Here is a 15,380-nt window from a genome sequence, read left to right on the forward strand (position 1 = left end):
CCCGGGTGACCGGGTCGACTTCGCACGCCCCGCCACCGGCGCGCACGACCCTTCCCGGGCAGCGCGGTGGCCGTGTCCCTCGGTCCGTGAGCGGCCCCTTCACCGGGGCGGTCCGCGGCGGACGCGCCGGGGCGTCAGGAGCGGCGGCCGCCCGGCCGCCGTGGAAACCGAGTATTACAAGGAGCGCGGCCATGGCCGTCGTCACGATGCGGGAGCTGCTGGAGAGCGGCGTCCACTTCGGTCACCAGACCCGTCGTTGGAACCCGAAGATGAAGCGTTTCATCTTCACCGAGCGCAACGGCATCTACATCATCGACCTGCTCCAGTCGCTGTCGTACATCGACCGCGCCTACGAGTTCGTCAAGGAGACCGTCGCGCACGGCGGCTCCATCATGTTCGTCGGCACGAAGAAGCAGGCCCAGGAGGCCATCGCCGAGCAGGCGACCCGGGTCGGCATGCCCTACGTCAACCAGCGCTGGCTGGGCGGCATGCTCACCAACTTCTCGACCGTCTACAAGCGCCTGCAGCGCCTGAAGGAGCTCGAGCTCATCGACTTCGAGGATGTGGCCGCCTCCGGCCTCACCAAGAAGGAGCTCCTGGTCCTCTCCCGCGAGAAGGCCAAGCTGGAGAAGACCCTCGGCGGTATCCGCGAGATGCAGAAGGTGCCCAGCGCCGTCTGGATCGTGGACACCAAGAAGGAGCACATCGCCGTCGGTGAGGCGCGCAAGCTGCGCATCCCGGTCGTCGCGATCCTCGACACCAACTGCGACCCGGACGAGGTCGACTACAAGATCCCGGGCAACGACGACGCGATCCGCTCCGTCACCCTGCTCACCCGCGTGATCGCCGACGCCGTCGCCGAGGGCCTGATGGCCCGCTCCGGCGTGGCCGAGGCCGGCAAGGGCGACAAGGCCGCGGGCGAGCCGCTGGCCGAGTGGGAGCGCGACCTCCTCGAGGGCGAGAAGAAGGCGGAGGAGGCTCCGGCCGCCGCCGCTGCCGAGGCCGAGAAGCCGGCCGCGGACGCCGAGCAGGCCTGACCCGGCCGTAACGGTGGCGGGGTCGTCCAGGCCCCGCCGCCGCCCGGTGGATCCACGGCCGGGTCCCGTCCGCTGGACGGGAGCCGGCCGTCGTGGTGACCTCAAGACGGACCAGCCCTGCCGGGTGCCGAGCGGCACGGCAGGGCGTAGTGCACAAGAAGGATTTCAGAGATGGCGAACTTCACCGCCGCTGACGTCAAGGCTCTCCGTGAGAAGACCGGCGCCGGCATGATGGACTGCAAGAAGGCCCTCGACGAGGCCAACGGTGACCTCGAGAAGGCCATCGAGATCGTCCGCGTCAAGGGCCTCAAGGGCGTCGCCAAGCGCGAGAGCCGCACCACCGAGAACGGTGCCGTCGCCTCCCTGATCGCCGACGACAACACCTCCGGTGTCATCGTCGAGCTGAAGTGCGAGACCGACTTCGTCGCCAAGGGCGAGAAGTTCGTGGCCGTCGCCGACGCCCTGGCCGCCCACATCGCCACGTCCGCCCCGGCCGACCTGGAGGCCCTGCTCGCCTCCGAGATCGAGGCCGGCAAGACCGTTCAGGCCTTCATCGACGAGGCCAACGCCACCCTGGGCGAGAAGATCGTCGTCGACCGCTTCGCGCGCTTCGCCGACGGCTACGTCTCCGCGTACATGCACCGCACCGCCGCGGACCTGCCCCCGCAGGTCGGCGTCCTGGTCGAGCTGGACAAGGAGAACGCCGAGGTCGCCAAGGACGTCGCGCAGCACATCGCCGCCTTCGCGCCTAAGTTCCTCTCCCGCGAGGACATCCCGGCCGAGGTCGTCGAGAACGAGCGCCGCATCGCCGAGGAGACCGCCCGCGCCGAGGGCAAGCCCGAGGCCGCCCTGCCGAAGATCGTCGAGGGTCGCGTCACCGGCTTCTTCAAGGAGCAGGTCCTGCTGGACCAGGCGTTCGCCAAGGACAACAAGAAGACCGTCCAGAAGGTCCTGGACGAGGCCGGTGTCACGCTGAAGCGCTTCTCGCGCATCCGCGTCGGCGCCTGAGCCGCCCGACACAGGGCAGCGAACGACCGGCGACCCGCTAGGGTCGTACGCAGCCGACCGTCCACCGGCCGGCCGCTGATGTGACGAGGAGGCCATTGCCGCAGAGGGAACCGAAAGGACCCAACCGGCAATGGCCTTCTTCGTATGTGCACGAGGAGAACTCCAATGAATCAGGGTGCGGACGCGCGCGAGGCCGCCGACGACACGAACGCCGACCAGGGAAAGCCCCGCCGGTTCCTGCTGAAACTGTCGGGTGAGGCCTTCGCCGGCGGCGGAGGGCTCGGTGTCGACCCCGATGTCGTGCACGCCATCGCCCGGGAGATCGCGGCCGTGGTCCGCGAGGGCTACGAGATCGCCGTGGTCATCGGCGGCGGCAACTTCTTCCGCGGCGCCGAGCTCCAGCAGCGCGGCATGGACCGGGCCCGCTCGGACTACATGGGCATGCTCGGCACCGTGATGAACAGCCTCGCCCTCCAGGACTTCCTGGCCAAGGAGGGCGTGGAGACCCGGGTCCAGACCGGCATCACCATGGGCCAGGTCGCCGAGCCGTTCATCCCGCTGCGCGCCGTGCGCCACCTGGAGAAGGGCCGCGTCGTGATCTTCGGCGCGGGCATGGGCATGCCCTACTTCTCCACCGACACCACCGCCGCCCAGCGCGCCCTGGAGATCCACGCCGAGGCGATCCTCATGGGCAAGAACGGCGTCGACGGGGTCTACGACTCGGATCCGAAGAAGAACCCGAACGCGGTCAAGTTCGACGCGCTCGAGTACGGCGAGGTGCTCTCCCGCGGCCTCAAGGTCGCCGACGCCACCGCCATCAGCCTGTGCATGGACAACAAGCTGCCGATCCTGGTGTTCGAGCTGCTCGCCGAGGGCAACATCGCCCGCGCCGTCAAGGGTGAGAAGATCGGCACGCTCGTGAGCGACCAGGGCACGCGGGACTGACACGCCCCGCAGCCGTCCGCCGCGCCCCCGGGCCGCCGGCGGACGGCAACTCCGGGCCGCGGGAAGACCACGGCACGGGGATGGACAACCGCCTGCCGGTCGGACACCGTGCAGGAGAAGACGCGCGCAGGGGCGAGGCTCTGCTTACTGATAACACCAGGAGCAAGTGGTGATCGAAGAGATCCTCCTCGAAGCCGAGGAGAAGATGGAGAAGGCCGTTGTGGTCGCCAAGGAGGACTTCGCGGCGATCCGCACCGGGCGTGCGCACCCGGCGATGTTCAACAAGATCGTGGCGGACTACTACGGTGCGCTGACGCCCATCAACCAGCTGGCGTCGTTCTCGGTGCCCGAGCCGCGCATGGCCGTGGTGACCCCCTTCGACAAGAGCGCGCTGCGCAACATCGAGCAGGCCATCCGCGACTCGGACCTGGGTGTCAACCCCAGCAACGACGGCAACATCATCCGGGTGACCTTCCCCGAGCTCACCGAGGAGCGCCGCCGGGAGTTCATCAAGGTCGCCAAGGGCAAGGGCGAGGACGCGAAGGTGTCCATCCGCTCCGTCCGCCGCAAGGCCAAGGACGCGCTGGACAAGCTCGTCAAGGACAAGGAGTCCGGCGAGGACGACGTGCGGCGCGCGGAGAAGGAGCTCGACGACACCACCGCGAAGTACGTGGCGCAGGTGGACGAGCTGCTCAAGCACAAGGAAGCCGAGCTGCTCGAGGTCTGATGAACGACGCATCCTGGGGAGCCCCGTCGCGCGCCGGGCAGTGGGGGGCCGCCGACCGGGTCCCCCCGTTCCCGGCGGGTCCCGTGGGCGAAGCGGCCGTGGCGGCGCAGACTCGCCCCATGCCGATCGTGCCCGACGCAGGCGGAGACCAGGACGACCGTGACCAGGGGGCCACGCACCTGAGTGGCCCCCTGTTCCGCGACGAAAGCGACCGAGGGGAGCCCGACATCCGGCCGCAGGAGCCCGCCGCCCCCCAGGCGCCCAAGGCGGGCAAGAAGAGCGCGGGACGCGACCTGCGTGCCGCGATAGGGGTGGGACTGGGCCTCGGCGCGGTCATCGTCGCCTCGCTGTTCATCTACAAGCCCGTCTTCCTCGGCGTCATCGTCGTCGCCGTGGTCGTCGGCCTGTGGGAGCTGACCTCGCGGCTCGCCGAGCGCAAGGGGATCAGGGCGCCGCTGGTGCCGCTGGCCATCGGCGGCGCGGCGATGACGGTCGCCGGGTACGTCAACGGTTCCGAGGGCGCGTGGGTCGCCATGGCCTTCACGGCGCTGGCGGTGCTGGTGTGGCGGATGACCGAGCCGCCGGACGACTACCTCAAGGACGTCACGGCGGGCATCTTCGCCGCGTTCTACGTGCCGTTCCTCGCCACCTTCGTGGCGCTGATGCTGGCCGCGGACGACGGTGCCTGGCGGGTGCTGACCTTCCTGATCCTCACGGTGGTCAGCGACACCGGCGCCTACGCGGTGGGCTGGCGGTTCGGCAGGCACAAGCTCGCGCCGCGCATCAGCCCCGGCAAGACCCGCGAGGGCCTGGTGGGCGCCGTGCTGTTCGCGATGGCCGCGGGCGCGCTGTGCATGCGGTACCTGATCGACGGTGGTCAGTGGTGGCACGGCCTGCTGCTGGGCCTGGCGGTCGCAGTCAGCGCCACGCTGGGCGACCTCGGCGAGTCGATGATCAAGCGCGACCTGGGCATCAAGGACATGGGCCGGCTCCTGCCGGGCCATGGCGGGATCATGGACCGACTGGATTCGCTGTTGCCGACGGCTCCGGTGGTGTGGTTGTTGCTGGTGGCGTTTGTGGGGTCGGGCTGACGTCGGGTTGTGGTCGGGCCATGGCGCCACGCGGCGGTAGCCGCGCGTCGGGTGCTGTATGGACCGCCTGGATTCGCTGTTGCCGACGGCTCCGGTGGTGTGGCTGCTGCCGGTGGCCTTCGCCGGCGCCTGAGCCGCGGCGTTCGCCCGACGGGGTCCGTCGTCCACAGGGCGGCGGACCCCGTCCGCGCATCTGCGACACTGGATGCATCATGCCTAAGCCCGGAGAACTGACCTTCGTCGCCCCGCGGGGAGCCAAGAAGCCCCCGCGGCACCTCGCCGACCTCTCGCCCGCCGAGCGCAAGGAGGCCGTCGCCGCCATCGGCGAGAAGCCCTTCCGGGCGAAGCAGCTGTCCCAGCACTACTTCGCGCGATACGCCCACGACCCGGCCGAGTGGACGGACATCCCCGCCGCCGCCCGCGAGAAGCTCGCCGGCGAGCTGCTGCCGGAGCTGATGAGCGTCGTGCGGCACATCTCGTGCGACGACGACACCACCCGCAAGACCCTGTGGCGCCTGCACGACGGCAAGCTCGTGGAGTCCGTCCTGATGCGCTACCCGGACCGGGTCACGATGTGCATCAGCTCCCAGGCCGGCTGCGGCATGAACTGCCCGTTCTGCGCCACCGGCCAGGCGGGGCTCGACCGCAACCTGTCCACGGCCGAGATCGTCCACCAGATCGTGGACGGCATGCGCGCCCTGCGCGACGGCGAGGTGCCCGGAGGCCCGGCGCGGCTGTCCAACATCGTCTTCATGGGCATGGGCGAGCCGCTCGCCAACTACAAGCGCGTCGTCGGCGCGATCCGCCGGCTGACCGACCCCGAGCCGGACGGCCTGGGCCTGTCGCAGCGCGGCATCACCGTCTCGACCGTCGGCCTGGTTCCGGCCATGCACCGCTTCGCCGACGAGGGCTTCAAGTGCCGCCTCGCGGTCTCCCTGCACGCGCCGGACGACGAGCTGCGCGACACCCTCGTCCCGGTCAACACCCGCTGGAAGGTCCGCGAGGTGCTGGACGCGGCCTGGGAGTACGCGGAGAAGTCCGGCCGCCGGGTCTCCATCGAGTACGCCCTGATCCGCGACATCAACGACCAGGCGTGGCGCGGCGATCTGCTGGGCCGGCTCCTCAAGGGCCGCCGGGTGCACGTCAACCTCATCCCGCTCAACCCCACGCCGGGCTCGAAGTGGACGGCCTCGCGGCCGGAGGACGAGCGGGCGTTCGTCGAGGCGATCGCGGCGCACGGCGTGCCGGTGACCGTCCGGGACACGCGCGGTCAGGAGATCGACGGCGCGTGCGGCCAGCTGGCCGCGACCGAGCGCTGAGCGGGCCCGTTCCCGCGCACTGATACGGTGCATTCGCACAAATGAACATTCCGACAGGGGAGCGCCTCGGCGCTGAGAGTGCGGCACGGCCCGCAGACCCTCGGACCTGATCCGGTTAGTACCGGCGTAGGGAGTCAGCACCACATGAACACCACCCTCCGGCGTGCCCTCGGCGCGGCGGCCGTCGCCGCGCTCGCCCTCCCGGCCCTCGCCGCCTGCGGCGGCTCGGGCGGTTCGGACGAGGCCGACGGCGGCAAGACCGTCACCCTCGTCTCGCACGACTCGTTCGTCGCCTCCAAGCAGGTGCTCGACGAGTTCACCAAGGAGACCGGCTACAAGGTCTCCGTGCTCAAGAGCGGCGACGCCGGGCGGGCGGTCAACCAGGCGATCCTGTCGAAGAGCCACCCCCAGGGCGACGTGTTCTTCGGCGTGGACAACACCCTCCTCTCCCGGGCGCTCGACAACGGGATCTTCACCTCGTACGAGGCCAAGGGCCTGGACCGGGTGCCCAAGGACCTCCAGCCGGACGCCGGTGAGCACCGGGTGACGCCGGTCGACACCGGCGACATCTGCGTCAACTACGACCGCGCCTACTTCGCCGACCACAAGCTGGCCCCGCCGCAGTCCCTCGACGACCTCGTGAAGCCCGAGTACAAGGGCCTGCTGGTCACCGAGAACGCCGCGACCTCCTCGCCGGGGCTCGCCTTCCAGCTCGCCACCGTCGCCAAGTACGGCGACGACGGCTGGCAGGACTACTGGAAGAAGCTCAAGGACAACGGCGTCGAGGTCGTCGACGGCTGGGAGCAGGCGTACAACAACCGCTTCTCCGGCTCCGTCGCCGGCCGGAAGGCCAAGGGCGACCGCCCGCTGGTCGTCTCCTACGCCTCCAGCCCGCCCGCCGAGGTGCTGGGCATGAAGAACAGGCCCGCGGAGGGCCCGACCGGCGTCGCGACCGGCACCTGCTTCCGGCAGACCGAGTTCGCCGGGCTGCTCAAGGGCGCGAAGAACCCCAAGGGCGGCAAGGCGCTGATCGACTTCCTGCTGGGCCGGACGTTCCAGGAGGACATGCCGCTCAGCATGTTCGTCAGGCCCGTGAACCCGGACGCCAAGCTGCCCGAGGTCTTCACCCGTTACGGGGCGAAGGCCGACGCGCCGTACACCCTCGCCCCCGAGAAGATCGCGAAGAACCGCGACCAGTGGGTCAAGGCATGGTCCTCGCTCGTCCTGAAGTGAGCCGCCCCGCAAGGGAGTCGGAGGGCAACCGGGGTACGGCGGTCCGGCTCGGGCTCATGGCCCTGCCGCTCGCCTTCTTCGGGGTCTTCTTCGCCTACCCGGTCGCCGCGATCGTCTCGCGCGGTCTGAAGGCCGACGGACACTGGCAGTTCGGCCGGATCGGCGAGGTGGTCACCGACCCGGCGACCGCGCACGTCCTGTGGTTCACCATCTGGCAGGCGGCCGCCTCCACCGCGCTCACGCTGGCGCTCGCGCTCCCCGGCGCGTACGTCTTCGCGCGCTACGACTTCCCCGGCAAGTCGCTGCTGCGGGCGGTGGTCACCGTCCCCTTCGTCCTGCCGACCGTCGTGGCCGGCTCCGCCTTCCTGGCCCTGCTCGGCCGCGGCGGCCTGCTCGACGAACTGTGGGGCGTCCGCCTGGACACCACGGTCTGGGCGATCCTGCTCGCCCACGTCTTCTTCAACTACGCCGTCGTCGTACGGACGGTGGGCGGGCTCTGGGCACAGCTCGACCCCCGGCAGGAGGAGGCCGCGCGGGTGCTGGGCGCCGGGCGGTTCGCCGCCTGGCGCCGGGTGACGCTCCCCGCGCTCGCCCCCGCCGTGGCCGCCGCGGCGCTGATGGTCTTCCTCTTCACCTTCACCTCCTTCGGCACCGTGCAGATCCTCGGCGGACCGCGCTACGCCACGCTGGAGGTGGAGATCTACCAGCAGACCGCCGAGCTGCTGGACCTGCCGACGGCGGCGGTGCTCACCCTGGTGCAGTTCGCGGCCGTCGCGGTGCTGCTGCTGGTGCACGCCCGGACCGTGCGCCGGCGCGAGGCCACGCTGCGGCTGGTGGACGCGCGCCGTACCGCGCGCCGGCCGCGCGGGGCGGCCCAATGGACGCTGCTCGCCGCCGTATTGGCGGCCGTGGTGCTGCTGATCCTGCTGCCGCTGGTGGTGCTGGTGCTGCGCTCCTTCGACGGTCCCGACGGCTACGGCACCGTCTTCTACCGCGCGCTCGCCTCGGCCGGGGACAACGGCGGCACCTTCGTCGTCGCCCCGCTGGAGGCCATCGGCAACTCGGTCTCCTACGCGCTGGCCGCCACGGCGATCGCCGTCGTCGTCGGCGGGCTGGCGGCAGCGGCCCTCACCCGGCGCGAGGGCGTCCTCGTCCGGGGCTTCGACGCGCTGCTGATGCTGCCGCTCGGCACCTCGGCGGTGACGGTCGGCTTCGGCTTCCTCATCGCCCTCGACGAGCCGCCGCTCGACCTGCGGACGTCCTGGATCCTCGTGCCGCTCGCCCAGGCGCTCGTGGGCGTGCCCTTCGTGGTCCGCACCATGCTGCCCGTCCTGCGCGCGGTCGACCCGCGGCTGCGGGAGGCGGCGGCGGTGCTCGGCGCGTCCCCGCTGCGGGCCTGGCGGGAGGTGGACCTGCCGATGGTCGGCCGGGCGCTGGCCGTCTCCGCGGGGTTCGCCTTCGCGGTCTCGCTGGGGGAGTTCGGGGCGACCGTCTTCATCGCCCGGCCCGACCGTCCCACCCTGCCCGTCGCCGTCGCCCGGCTGCTGGGCCGGCCCGGGGAGCTCAACTACGGCCAGGCGATGGCCCTCAGCACCGTCCTGATGCTGGTGTGCGCGGTGGCGCTGCTGGTGCTGGAGCGGGTGCGCACCGACCGTACGGGAGAGTTCTGATGCTGAGTCTGCGGGGCGTCACCGTCCGCTTCGGCGACCGGACGGCGCTGGACGCGGTGGACCTCGACGTCGCCGAGCACGAGACCGTCTGCGTCCTCGGCCCCAGCGGCAGCGGCAAGTCCACGCTGCTGCGGGTCGTCGCCGGGCTCCAACGGGCCGACGCGGGGCGGGTGCTGCTGGCCGGCGAGGACCAGCGCGGGGTGCCGGCGCACCGGCGCGGGGTGGGCCTGATGTTCCAGGACCACCAGCTCTTCCCCCAGCGGGACGTGGCCGGGAACGTCGCCTTCGGGCTGCGCGCGCGGGGCGTCGGGCGGGCGGAGGCGGCCCGTACGGTCGCCGGACTGCTCGACCTCGTCGGGCTGCCCGGGGCCGGACGGCGGGCCGTGGCGGCCCTGTCCGGCGGCGAACAGCAGCGCGTGGCGCTGGCGCGGGCGCTGGCCCCGAGCCCGCGGCTGCTGATGCTCGACGAGCCGCTGGGGCAGCTCGACCGGAGCCTGCGCGAGCGGCTCGTCGTCGAACTCCGTTCGCTGTTCGGCCGGTTGGGTACGACGGTGCTGGCCGTCACGCACGACCAGGGCGAGGCGTTCGCCCTCGCCGACCGCGTCGTGATCATGCGGGACGGGCGGGTCGCGCAGACGGGGACCCCGCTGGAGGTCTGGCGGCGGCCCGCGTCGGAGTTCGTCGCCCGGTTCCTCGGCTTCGAGAACGTCGTCCGGGGGACGGTCGCCGGCGGCGGGGTCGCCGACACGGTGTGGGGGAAGGTGCCGGTGCCGGAGGGGACGGGGGAGGGGGAGTGCGGGGTGCTGGTGCGGCCGGGGGGTGTGCGGCTGGTGCCGGATGGTGCGCTGGAGTGTCGTGTGGTGTCCCGGACGTTCCGGGGGGATCACGTTGCGGTGCGGTTGCGGCCGGGGGGCGGGCCGGAGCTGGAGGCGTCGTGCGCCTTGGCCGGGGCGCCGGAGGTGGGTGCCTCGGTGCGGGTCGCTTTCGCCGCTGAGGACGTGGTGGTTCTCCCCTAGCCCGCCCTTTCACCGTTTCTGCGCGCTTCGCCGCGTTGCCCCGCGCGGCGGCGCGCAGAAACGGTGAAAGGGCGGGGCACGGTGAAAGGGCGGGGCGGGGAGAGGAACCCGTCAGCCGGTAGTCGCCGGCTGGCGTTCACCCTCCACCGCCTGCGGCGCGACCGCGTGGCTGTCCGGCTCGCCGAACCAGGCCACCGCGACCGCGCCCGCGACCGCGAGGACGAAGCCGAGGACGGCCATCCAGGCGAAGCCCGCCCGCGACGCGTCGCCGAGCAGCAGGACGCCGATGATGCCGGGGAGGATCGTCTCGCCGACGACCAGGGCGGCCGTCGCGCCGTTCACGGAGCCGATCTGCAGGGCGACCGTGTGCAGGTACATGCCGACGATGCCGGAGACGAGGATCGCGTAGAGCGCGGGGTCGGTCAGGAGGGCGGGGAGGTCGAAGGGGTCGATGCCGTCGAGGATGCGGACGCCGACGCCGAGGGCGCCGAAGCCCAGACCGGAGAGCAGACCGGCCAGGATGGCCGCCTTGGAGCCCATCACGCGGACGGCGAGCGTGCCGCCGCCCATCAGCACCACGGAGATGATGAGCAGCCACCAGTGCGTGGAGCGCGCGGTCTCGCCGCTGCCCTCGTGGCCGGCGGCGGTGGCGAGCAGGACGAGGGCGGAGCAGACGACGGCTATGGAGGCCCACTCGGCCCGCTTGAGCCGGATGCCCAGCATCTTGACGCTCAGCAGCGCGGTGACGACGAGGTTGGCGCTGATGACCGTCTGGGAGAGGAAGAGCGGCAGCATGCGCGCGGCGAGCGCACCGAGGCCGAAGCCCAGGAAGTCCAGGACGGTACCGACCATGAACTCCCAGGTGACGGCCGCCTTGGCGGTGGACGCCAGGCTCGGGCCGCCGTGCTGCGTCACCCCGGTCGTGGTGGCCTTCGCGGCCTCCCGGAGGGCCGATTTGCGCGAGCCGACGGCTTGGAGGACGGATCCTGTGCCGTAACACGCCGAGGCCGCGACAGCCGTGAGAAGGCCGATGATCACCAATAGCTCCGTTCGCCTGAATGAGCGTCTGCTCCTGATGCAGACGAGCGAAACGGCCGCGAAGTTGCCTCGGGTCAAGAAGTGGTCAAGAAAAGGCGCGGCAAGGTGCGATGGAGGGCGCGCGGTCGAACCCGCGCGCCCTCCGGCCGTCACCTCAGCAGCGGCAGCGCCGTCAGCTCGGCGATCACCCACGTGAGCGGGGCCAGCACGGCGAGCAGCACGGTCGTCCGGACCGCCGCCGCCCCGCGCAGCAGCGAGGCGGGGAGGCCCAGCCGCAGGAGCGCCGCCGTGGTGCCGGAGCGGAGCTGCCGGGCGTCCAGCGCGGCCGTGATCGCGGTAGCCGTCACGCAGGTCATGACCACGGCCGCCCCCAGCCCGGTCAGCGGCCCGAACGGCCGCGGCCCGGAGGGCTCCCAGCCCGCGCCGTAGACCTCGGCGGCGGCGAGCGTGCCGGAGGCGACCGCGCACAGCACGCCCAGCGGGCGTCCGATGCGCGTCGCCGTCTCCTGGAGCATCCGGCCGGCCAGCAGCCGCACCGGCCCCGGGCGCCCGGCCGCCACGGCCACCCCGCACCAGTGCGTCAGGCCCGGCCCGGCCAGCACCAGGCCCAGCGAGGCCAGCAGCCAGCCGCCCAGCAGCCCGGGGGAGGCGGCGCCGTCCCGGCCGGGCAGCGCGAGCAGGCGGCCCGGTTCGGGGGCGGGCGCGTGCCCCACGTACGCCTCCAGCGCCAGGCCTGTGGCGATCACGGCCACGCCCCAGGGCAGACCGGCGTACGAGGGCCGGTCGGGGGCGGGCCGGGGCGGGACGGTCGGGCCGTCCGCGTGCGCGCCGCGCCGCCGCGGCTCGCGCGGCCGCAGGACGAGGGCGCAGACGCCGGCCCCCACGACGGGCAGCAGCCCGAGCAGGGTCAGCGTCCCGGCCCACGGCAGCGCGTGGCCGCCGTCCAGCAGCCGCCGCGCGGAGCCGCTCACCGGCGTCCCGCCGAGGTCGCCGCGCAGCTCCAGGTAGACCAGGAGCGCGGCGCCGCTGCCGAGGGCGCACGACACGGCCGTCGTGCCGGCCGCGAGCAGCGACAGCCGCACGGGCCCCAGCCCGAGCGCGTCCAGCCCGTCCCGCGGCCGGGTGGCCGGGTCGGTGCGGGCCACGGCCAGGGCGAACTGCACGGCCGCCGCGAACGGCACCGCGCACCACAGCAGCCGGACGACCGACTCCTCCGGCTGTCCCGGGTGCGCCACCGCGTACCCGAGCGAGCACAGCAGCAGGAAGCCCACCCCCGCCGCGGCGAGCGCGACCAGCACGCGCCGCAGCAGGACGAGCGGGTGCGCGCCGCGGGCTAGGCGGAGACTGAGCACGCGGCCCTGCCCTCCCCGTCGGGCGCGTCCGGTGCGGGGATGGCGCCGCTCCGGCGGCCGTCGGCGAGGCCGACCGCGCGGTCGGCCAGCGCGGCGGTCTCGTCGTCCGGCGCCGCCAGGACGACGGTGATCTGGTGCGAACGGGCCGCGGTCGTGAGGGTCCGCAGGACCTGTGCCCGGTCGTTGCTGTGCAGGGGAGCGGCCGGGTCGTCCGCGAGGACGACGGTGGGCTCGCAGGCGAGGGCGCGGGCGATGGCGATGCGCTGGCACTGGGCCCGGGTGAGGGCGCCGGGGCGCTTGCGCGCGCAGTCGCCGACGTCCAGGCGCTCCAGCCACTCGGCCGCGGCCTGCCGGGCGGCGCGGTGGCCGGTGCCGCGCGCCAGCAGCGGCAGGGCGGCGTTCTCCCAGCCCGTCAGCTCGGGGACGAGATGGGGGGCGCTGTCGATCCATCCGAAGCGCTCCCGGCGCAGCCGCTCGCGCGCGGCGCGGGAGAGGGTGTGCACGGGCGCGCTGTTGAACCACACCTCGCCCGCCTCCGGCACCAGCTGGCCGGAGAGGCATTTCAGGAGGGTCGTCTTCCCCGCCCCGCGCGGTCCGGTGACCGCGAGGACCTCGCCCTCGCGGACGCCGATGGAGACGCCTGCGAGGGCGGGGGAACCGTCGTAGGAATAGTGCAGGCCACGTGCCCAGAGCACGTCGTTGTCCGGCGGGGCCACCATTTCGAGCACACCTCTGGTCGCTGGAGGGTCCGTTCCCCTGTCCGGGTGAACGAACCGGGGGCCGTTGGGTCACTGGCACCGTACGGAACGGGGATCACGGCCCCGCCCCAGGCTCGGCGCGCAAGTGCCCTACTTTCCTCCCATCGGACTCATCGCGCGAGGGTGCGAAGGGGGTGCGGCCGCGCGAACGCCGTGGACCCCGCGCACCGCCGACGAGGCGCGCGGGGTCCGCGACGGGGGCTCCGGCGGTCAGAGCTTCGTCCACGCCTCCGTGAGGACGCCGCGGAGGATCTGCTCGATCTCGTCGAAGGTGTCCTGGCCGGAGATCAGCGGCGGGGCGAGCTGGACGACCGGGTCGCCGCGGTCGTCGGCCCGGCAGTACAGGCCGTTCTCGAAGAGCCGCTTGGACACGAAGCCGTAGAGCAGCCGCTCGCACTCCTCCGGCGTGAACGACTCCTTGGTGGTCTTGTCCTTGACCAGCTCGATGCCGTAGAAGAAGCCGTTGCCGCGCACGTCGCCGACGATGGGCAGGTCGTGCAGTCGGCGGAGCGTCCCCAGGAAGGCGGCCTCGTGGTCCAGGACGTGCTGGTTGAGGCCCTCGCGCTCGAAGAGGTCGAGGTTGGCGAGCGCGACCGCGGCCGAGACCGGGTGGCCGCCGAAGGTGTAGCCGTGCAGGAAGGTGTTGCCGCCCTTGAAGAACGGCTCGGCGATCCGGTCGGAGACGATCGCGGCGCCGATGGGGGAGTAGCCCGAGGTCATGCCCTTGGCGCAGGTGATGATGTCCGGGACGTAGCCGAACTTGTCGCAGGCGAACATCGTCCCGAGCCGGCCGAAGGCGCAGATGACCTCGTCCGAGACCAGCAGCACGTCGTAGGTGTCGCAGATCTCGCGCACCCGCTGGAAGTAGCCGGGCGGCGGCGGGAAGCAGCCGCCCGCGTTCTGCACCGGCTCCAGGAAGACGGCGGCGACGGTGTCCGGGCCCTCGAAGAGGATCTGCTGCTCGATCTGGTCGGCGGCCCAGCGGCCGAACGCCTCCGGGTCGTCGCCGTGCACCGGCGCGCGGTAGAAGTTGGTGTTGGGCACCTTGTGCGCCCCGGGGACCAGGGGCTCGAACGGGGCCTTGAGCGCCGGGAGTCCGGTGATGGCGAGGGCGCCCTGCGGGGTGCCGTGGTAGGCGACGGCCCGTGAGATCACCTTGTACTTGGTGGGGTTGCCGGTGAGCTTGTGGTACTGCTTCGCCAGCTTCCAGGCCGTCTCGACGGCCTCGCCGCCACCGGTGGTGAAGAAGACCTTGTCGAGGTCGCCCGGCGCGTAGTGGGCCAGCCGCTCGGCGAGTTCGACGGCCTTGGGGTGGGCGTAGCTCCAGACCGGGAAGAAGGCCAGCTCCTGCGCCTGCTTGTGGGCGGCCTCGGCCAGCTCGGCGCGGCCGTGGCCGGCCTGCACCACGAACAGCCCGGCCAGGCCGTCGAGATAGCGCTTGCCGGTGTCGTCGTAGATGTAGGTGCCCTCGCCGCGCACGATCGTCGGCACGGGGGCGTTCTCGTACGAGGACATGCGGGTGAAGTGCATCCACAGGTGGTCGTACGCGGTGCGGGAATGCGCGGTCTGGTCCTGGCTCACGGCTATCGGGTTCCCCATGTATAGGTCTGTTTGCGGAGCTTGAGGTAGACGAAGCTCTCGGTGGAGCGCACGCCGGGCAGGGTGCGGACGCGCTTGTTGATGACGTCCAGGAGGTGCTCGTCGTCCTCGCAGACGATCTCGATGAGGAGATCGAACGAGCCGGCGGTCACCACCACGTACTCCACCTCGTCCATCGCGGTCAGGGCGTCGGCGACCGGGTCGAGGTCCCCGTCGACGTTGACGCCGACCATCGCCTGCCGCCGGAGGCCCACGGTGAGCGGGTCGGTGACGGCGACGATCTGCATCACTCCCTGGTCGAGCAGCTTCTGCACGCGCTGCCGGACGGTCGCCTCGGACAGGCCCACGGCTTTGCCGATCGCCGCGTAGGGGCGGCGGCCGTCCTCCTGGAGCTGCTCGATGATCGCCAGGGAGACGGCGTCGAGGGGCGGCGCGCCGGTGGCGCCCTTCGGTTCTGCGCTACGAGTGGCCACGGCCCCACCCTGCATGAGGAGTCCGCCATCAGGCAAGCCCTTGACCGCTGGAATTCGTTGCGGAATGGTCTGCCGTTAACTGATTCCGTCGTCCCGGCCGGGTGGGTATATCGA

Annotated in this window: 14 protein-coding genes and 1 riboswitch; of the genes, 9 read left to right on the forward strand and 5 right to left on the reverse strand. The window is 72.1% G+C overall.

Going from position 1 to position 15,380, the window contains the following annotated elements; all coding sequences use genetic code 11:
* Window positions 1-191 precede the first annotated feature (191 nt).
* The 9 genes from rpsB to AC230_RS18670 all read left to right on the forward strand — a co-directional run bounded on the left by rpsB (window position 192) and on the right by AC230_RS18670 (window position 10,046).
* A complete protein-coding gene (gene rpsB, locus AC230_RS18630; protein WP_049717404.1) occupies window positions 192-1,037 on the forward strand; it encodes a 30S ribosomal protein S2 in 846 nt (281 codons plus the stop codon).
* A 171-nt stretch (window positions 1,038-1,208) separates the two neighbouring features.
* On the forward strand, window positions 1,209-2,045 hold the full coding sequence (tsf, locus tag AC230_RS18635; protein ID WP_049717405.1) for a translation elongation factor Ts: 837 nt from the start codon (window positions 1,209-1,211) through the stop codon (window positions 2,043-2,045).
* A gap of 165 nt (window positions 2,046-2,210) precedes the next feature.
* Complete coding sequence (gene pyrH / locus AC230_RS18640) at window positions 2,211-2,990, forward strand: UMP kinase (RefSeq protein WP_049717406.1); 780 nt, start codon at window positions 2,211-2,213, stop codon at window positions 2,988-2,990.
* A 169-nt stretch (window positions 2,991-3,159) separates the two neighbouring features.
* Window positions 3,160-3,717 (forward strand): ribosome recycling factor, encoded by a 558-nt coding sequence (gene frr / locus AC230_RS18645; protein ID WP_049717492.1) that lies wholly within the window; start codon window positions 3,160-3,162, stop codon window positions 3,715-3,717.
* Complete coding sequence (locus AC230_RS18650; RefSeq protein WP_049717407.1) at window positions 3,717-4,808, forward strand: phosphatidate cytidylyltransferase; 1,092 nt, start codon at window positions 3,717-3,719, stop codon at window positions 4,806-4,808. The genes frr and AC230_RS18650 overlap by 1 nt, the downstream gene beginning before the upstream one ends.
* 212 nt (window positions 4,809-5,020) lie before the next feature.
* Complete coding sequence (gene rlmN, locus AC230_RS18655) at window positions 5,021-6,127, forward strand: dual-specificity RNA methyltransferase RlmN (protein WP_049717408.1); 1,107 nt, start codon at window positions 5,021-5,023, stop codon at window positions 6,125-6,127.
* A gap of 45 nt (window positions 6,128-6,172) precedes the next feature.
* A riboswitch (TPP riboswitch) is annotated at window positions 6,173-6,277 on the forward strand.
* A complete protein-coding gene (locus AC230_RS18660) occupies window positions 6,272-7,360 on the forward strand; it encodes a thiamine ABC transporter substrate-binding protein (protein ID WP_049717409.1) in 1,089 nt (362 codons plus the stop codon). (Overlaps the previous riboswitch by 6 nt.)
* Window positions 7,336-9,030, forward strand: coding sequence for an ABC transporter permease (locus AC230_RS18665; RefSeq protein ID WP_198535558.1), 1,695 nt, complete (start codon window positions 7,336-7,338; stop codon window positions 9,028-9,030). Before AC230_RS18660 ends, AC230_RS18665 begins: the two co-directional genes overlap by 25 nt.
* The gene (locus AC230_RS18670; protein WP_049717493.1) at window positions 9,027-10,046 is read left to right on the forward strand and encodes an ABC transporter ATP-binding protein; all 1,020 of its coding nucleotides are present in this window, start codon (window positions 9,027-9,029) and stop codon (window positions 10,044-10,046) included. The genes AC230_RS18665 and AC230_RS18670 overlap by 4 nt, the downstream gene beginning before the upstream one ends.
* Before the next feature lie 111 nt (window positions 10,047-10,157).
* On the opposite strand, the gene AC230_RS18675 is transcribed toward AC230_RS18670, so the two are convergent.
* The 5 genes from AC230_RS18675 to AC230_RS18695 form a co-directional block, all read right to left on the reverse strand.
* Window positions 10,158-11,084 carry a DMT family protein gene (locus AC230_RS18675; RefSeq protein ID WP_049717411.1) on the reverse strand — a complete coding sequence of 309 codons (927 nt, stop codon included), beginning with the start codon at window positions 11,082-11,084 and terminating at the stop codon, window positions 10,158-10,160.
* A gap of 149 nt (window positions 11,085-11,233) precedes the next feature.
* Window positions 11,234-12,436 (reverse strand): hypothetical protein, encoded by a 1,203-nt coding sequence (locus AC230_RS18680; RefSeq protein ID WP_049717412.1) that lies wholly within the window; start codon window positions 12,434-12,436, stop codon window positions 11,234-11,236.
* The gene (locus tag AC230_RS18685; RefSeq protein WP_049717413.1) at window positions 12,418-13,155 is read right to left on the reverse strand and encodes an ABC transporter ATP-binding protein; all 738 of its coding nucleotides are present in this window, start codon (window positions 13,153-13,155) and stop codon (window positions 12,418-12,420) included. Before AC230_RS18685 ends, AC230_RS18680 begins: the two co-directional genes overlap by 19 nt.
* 249 nt (window positions 13,156-13,404) lie before the next feature.
* Complete coding sequence (locus AC230_RS18690; RefSeq protein WP_049717414.1) at window positions 13,405-14,793, reverse strand: aspartate aminotransferase family protein; 1,389 nt, start codon at window positions 14,791-14,793, stop codon at window positions 13,405-13,407.
* On the reverse strand, window positions 14,778-15,266 hold the full coding sequence (locus AC230_RS18695) for an Lrp/AsnC family transcriptional regulator (protein WP_049717494.1): 489 nt from the start codon (window positions 15,264-15,266) through the stop codon (window positions 14,778-14,780). The genes AC230_RS18690 and AC230_RS18695 overlap by 16 nt, the downstream gene beginning before the upstream one ends.
* Window positions 15,267-15,380 lie beyond the last annotated feature (114 nt).

It is taken from the genome of Streptomyces caatingaensis, assembly GCF_001187435.1.
Taxonomy (GTDB): domain Bacteria; phylum Actinomycetota; class Actinomycetes; order Streptomycetales; family Streptomycetaceae; genus Streptomyces; species Streptomyces caatingaensis.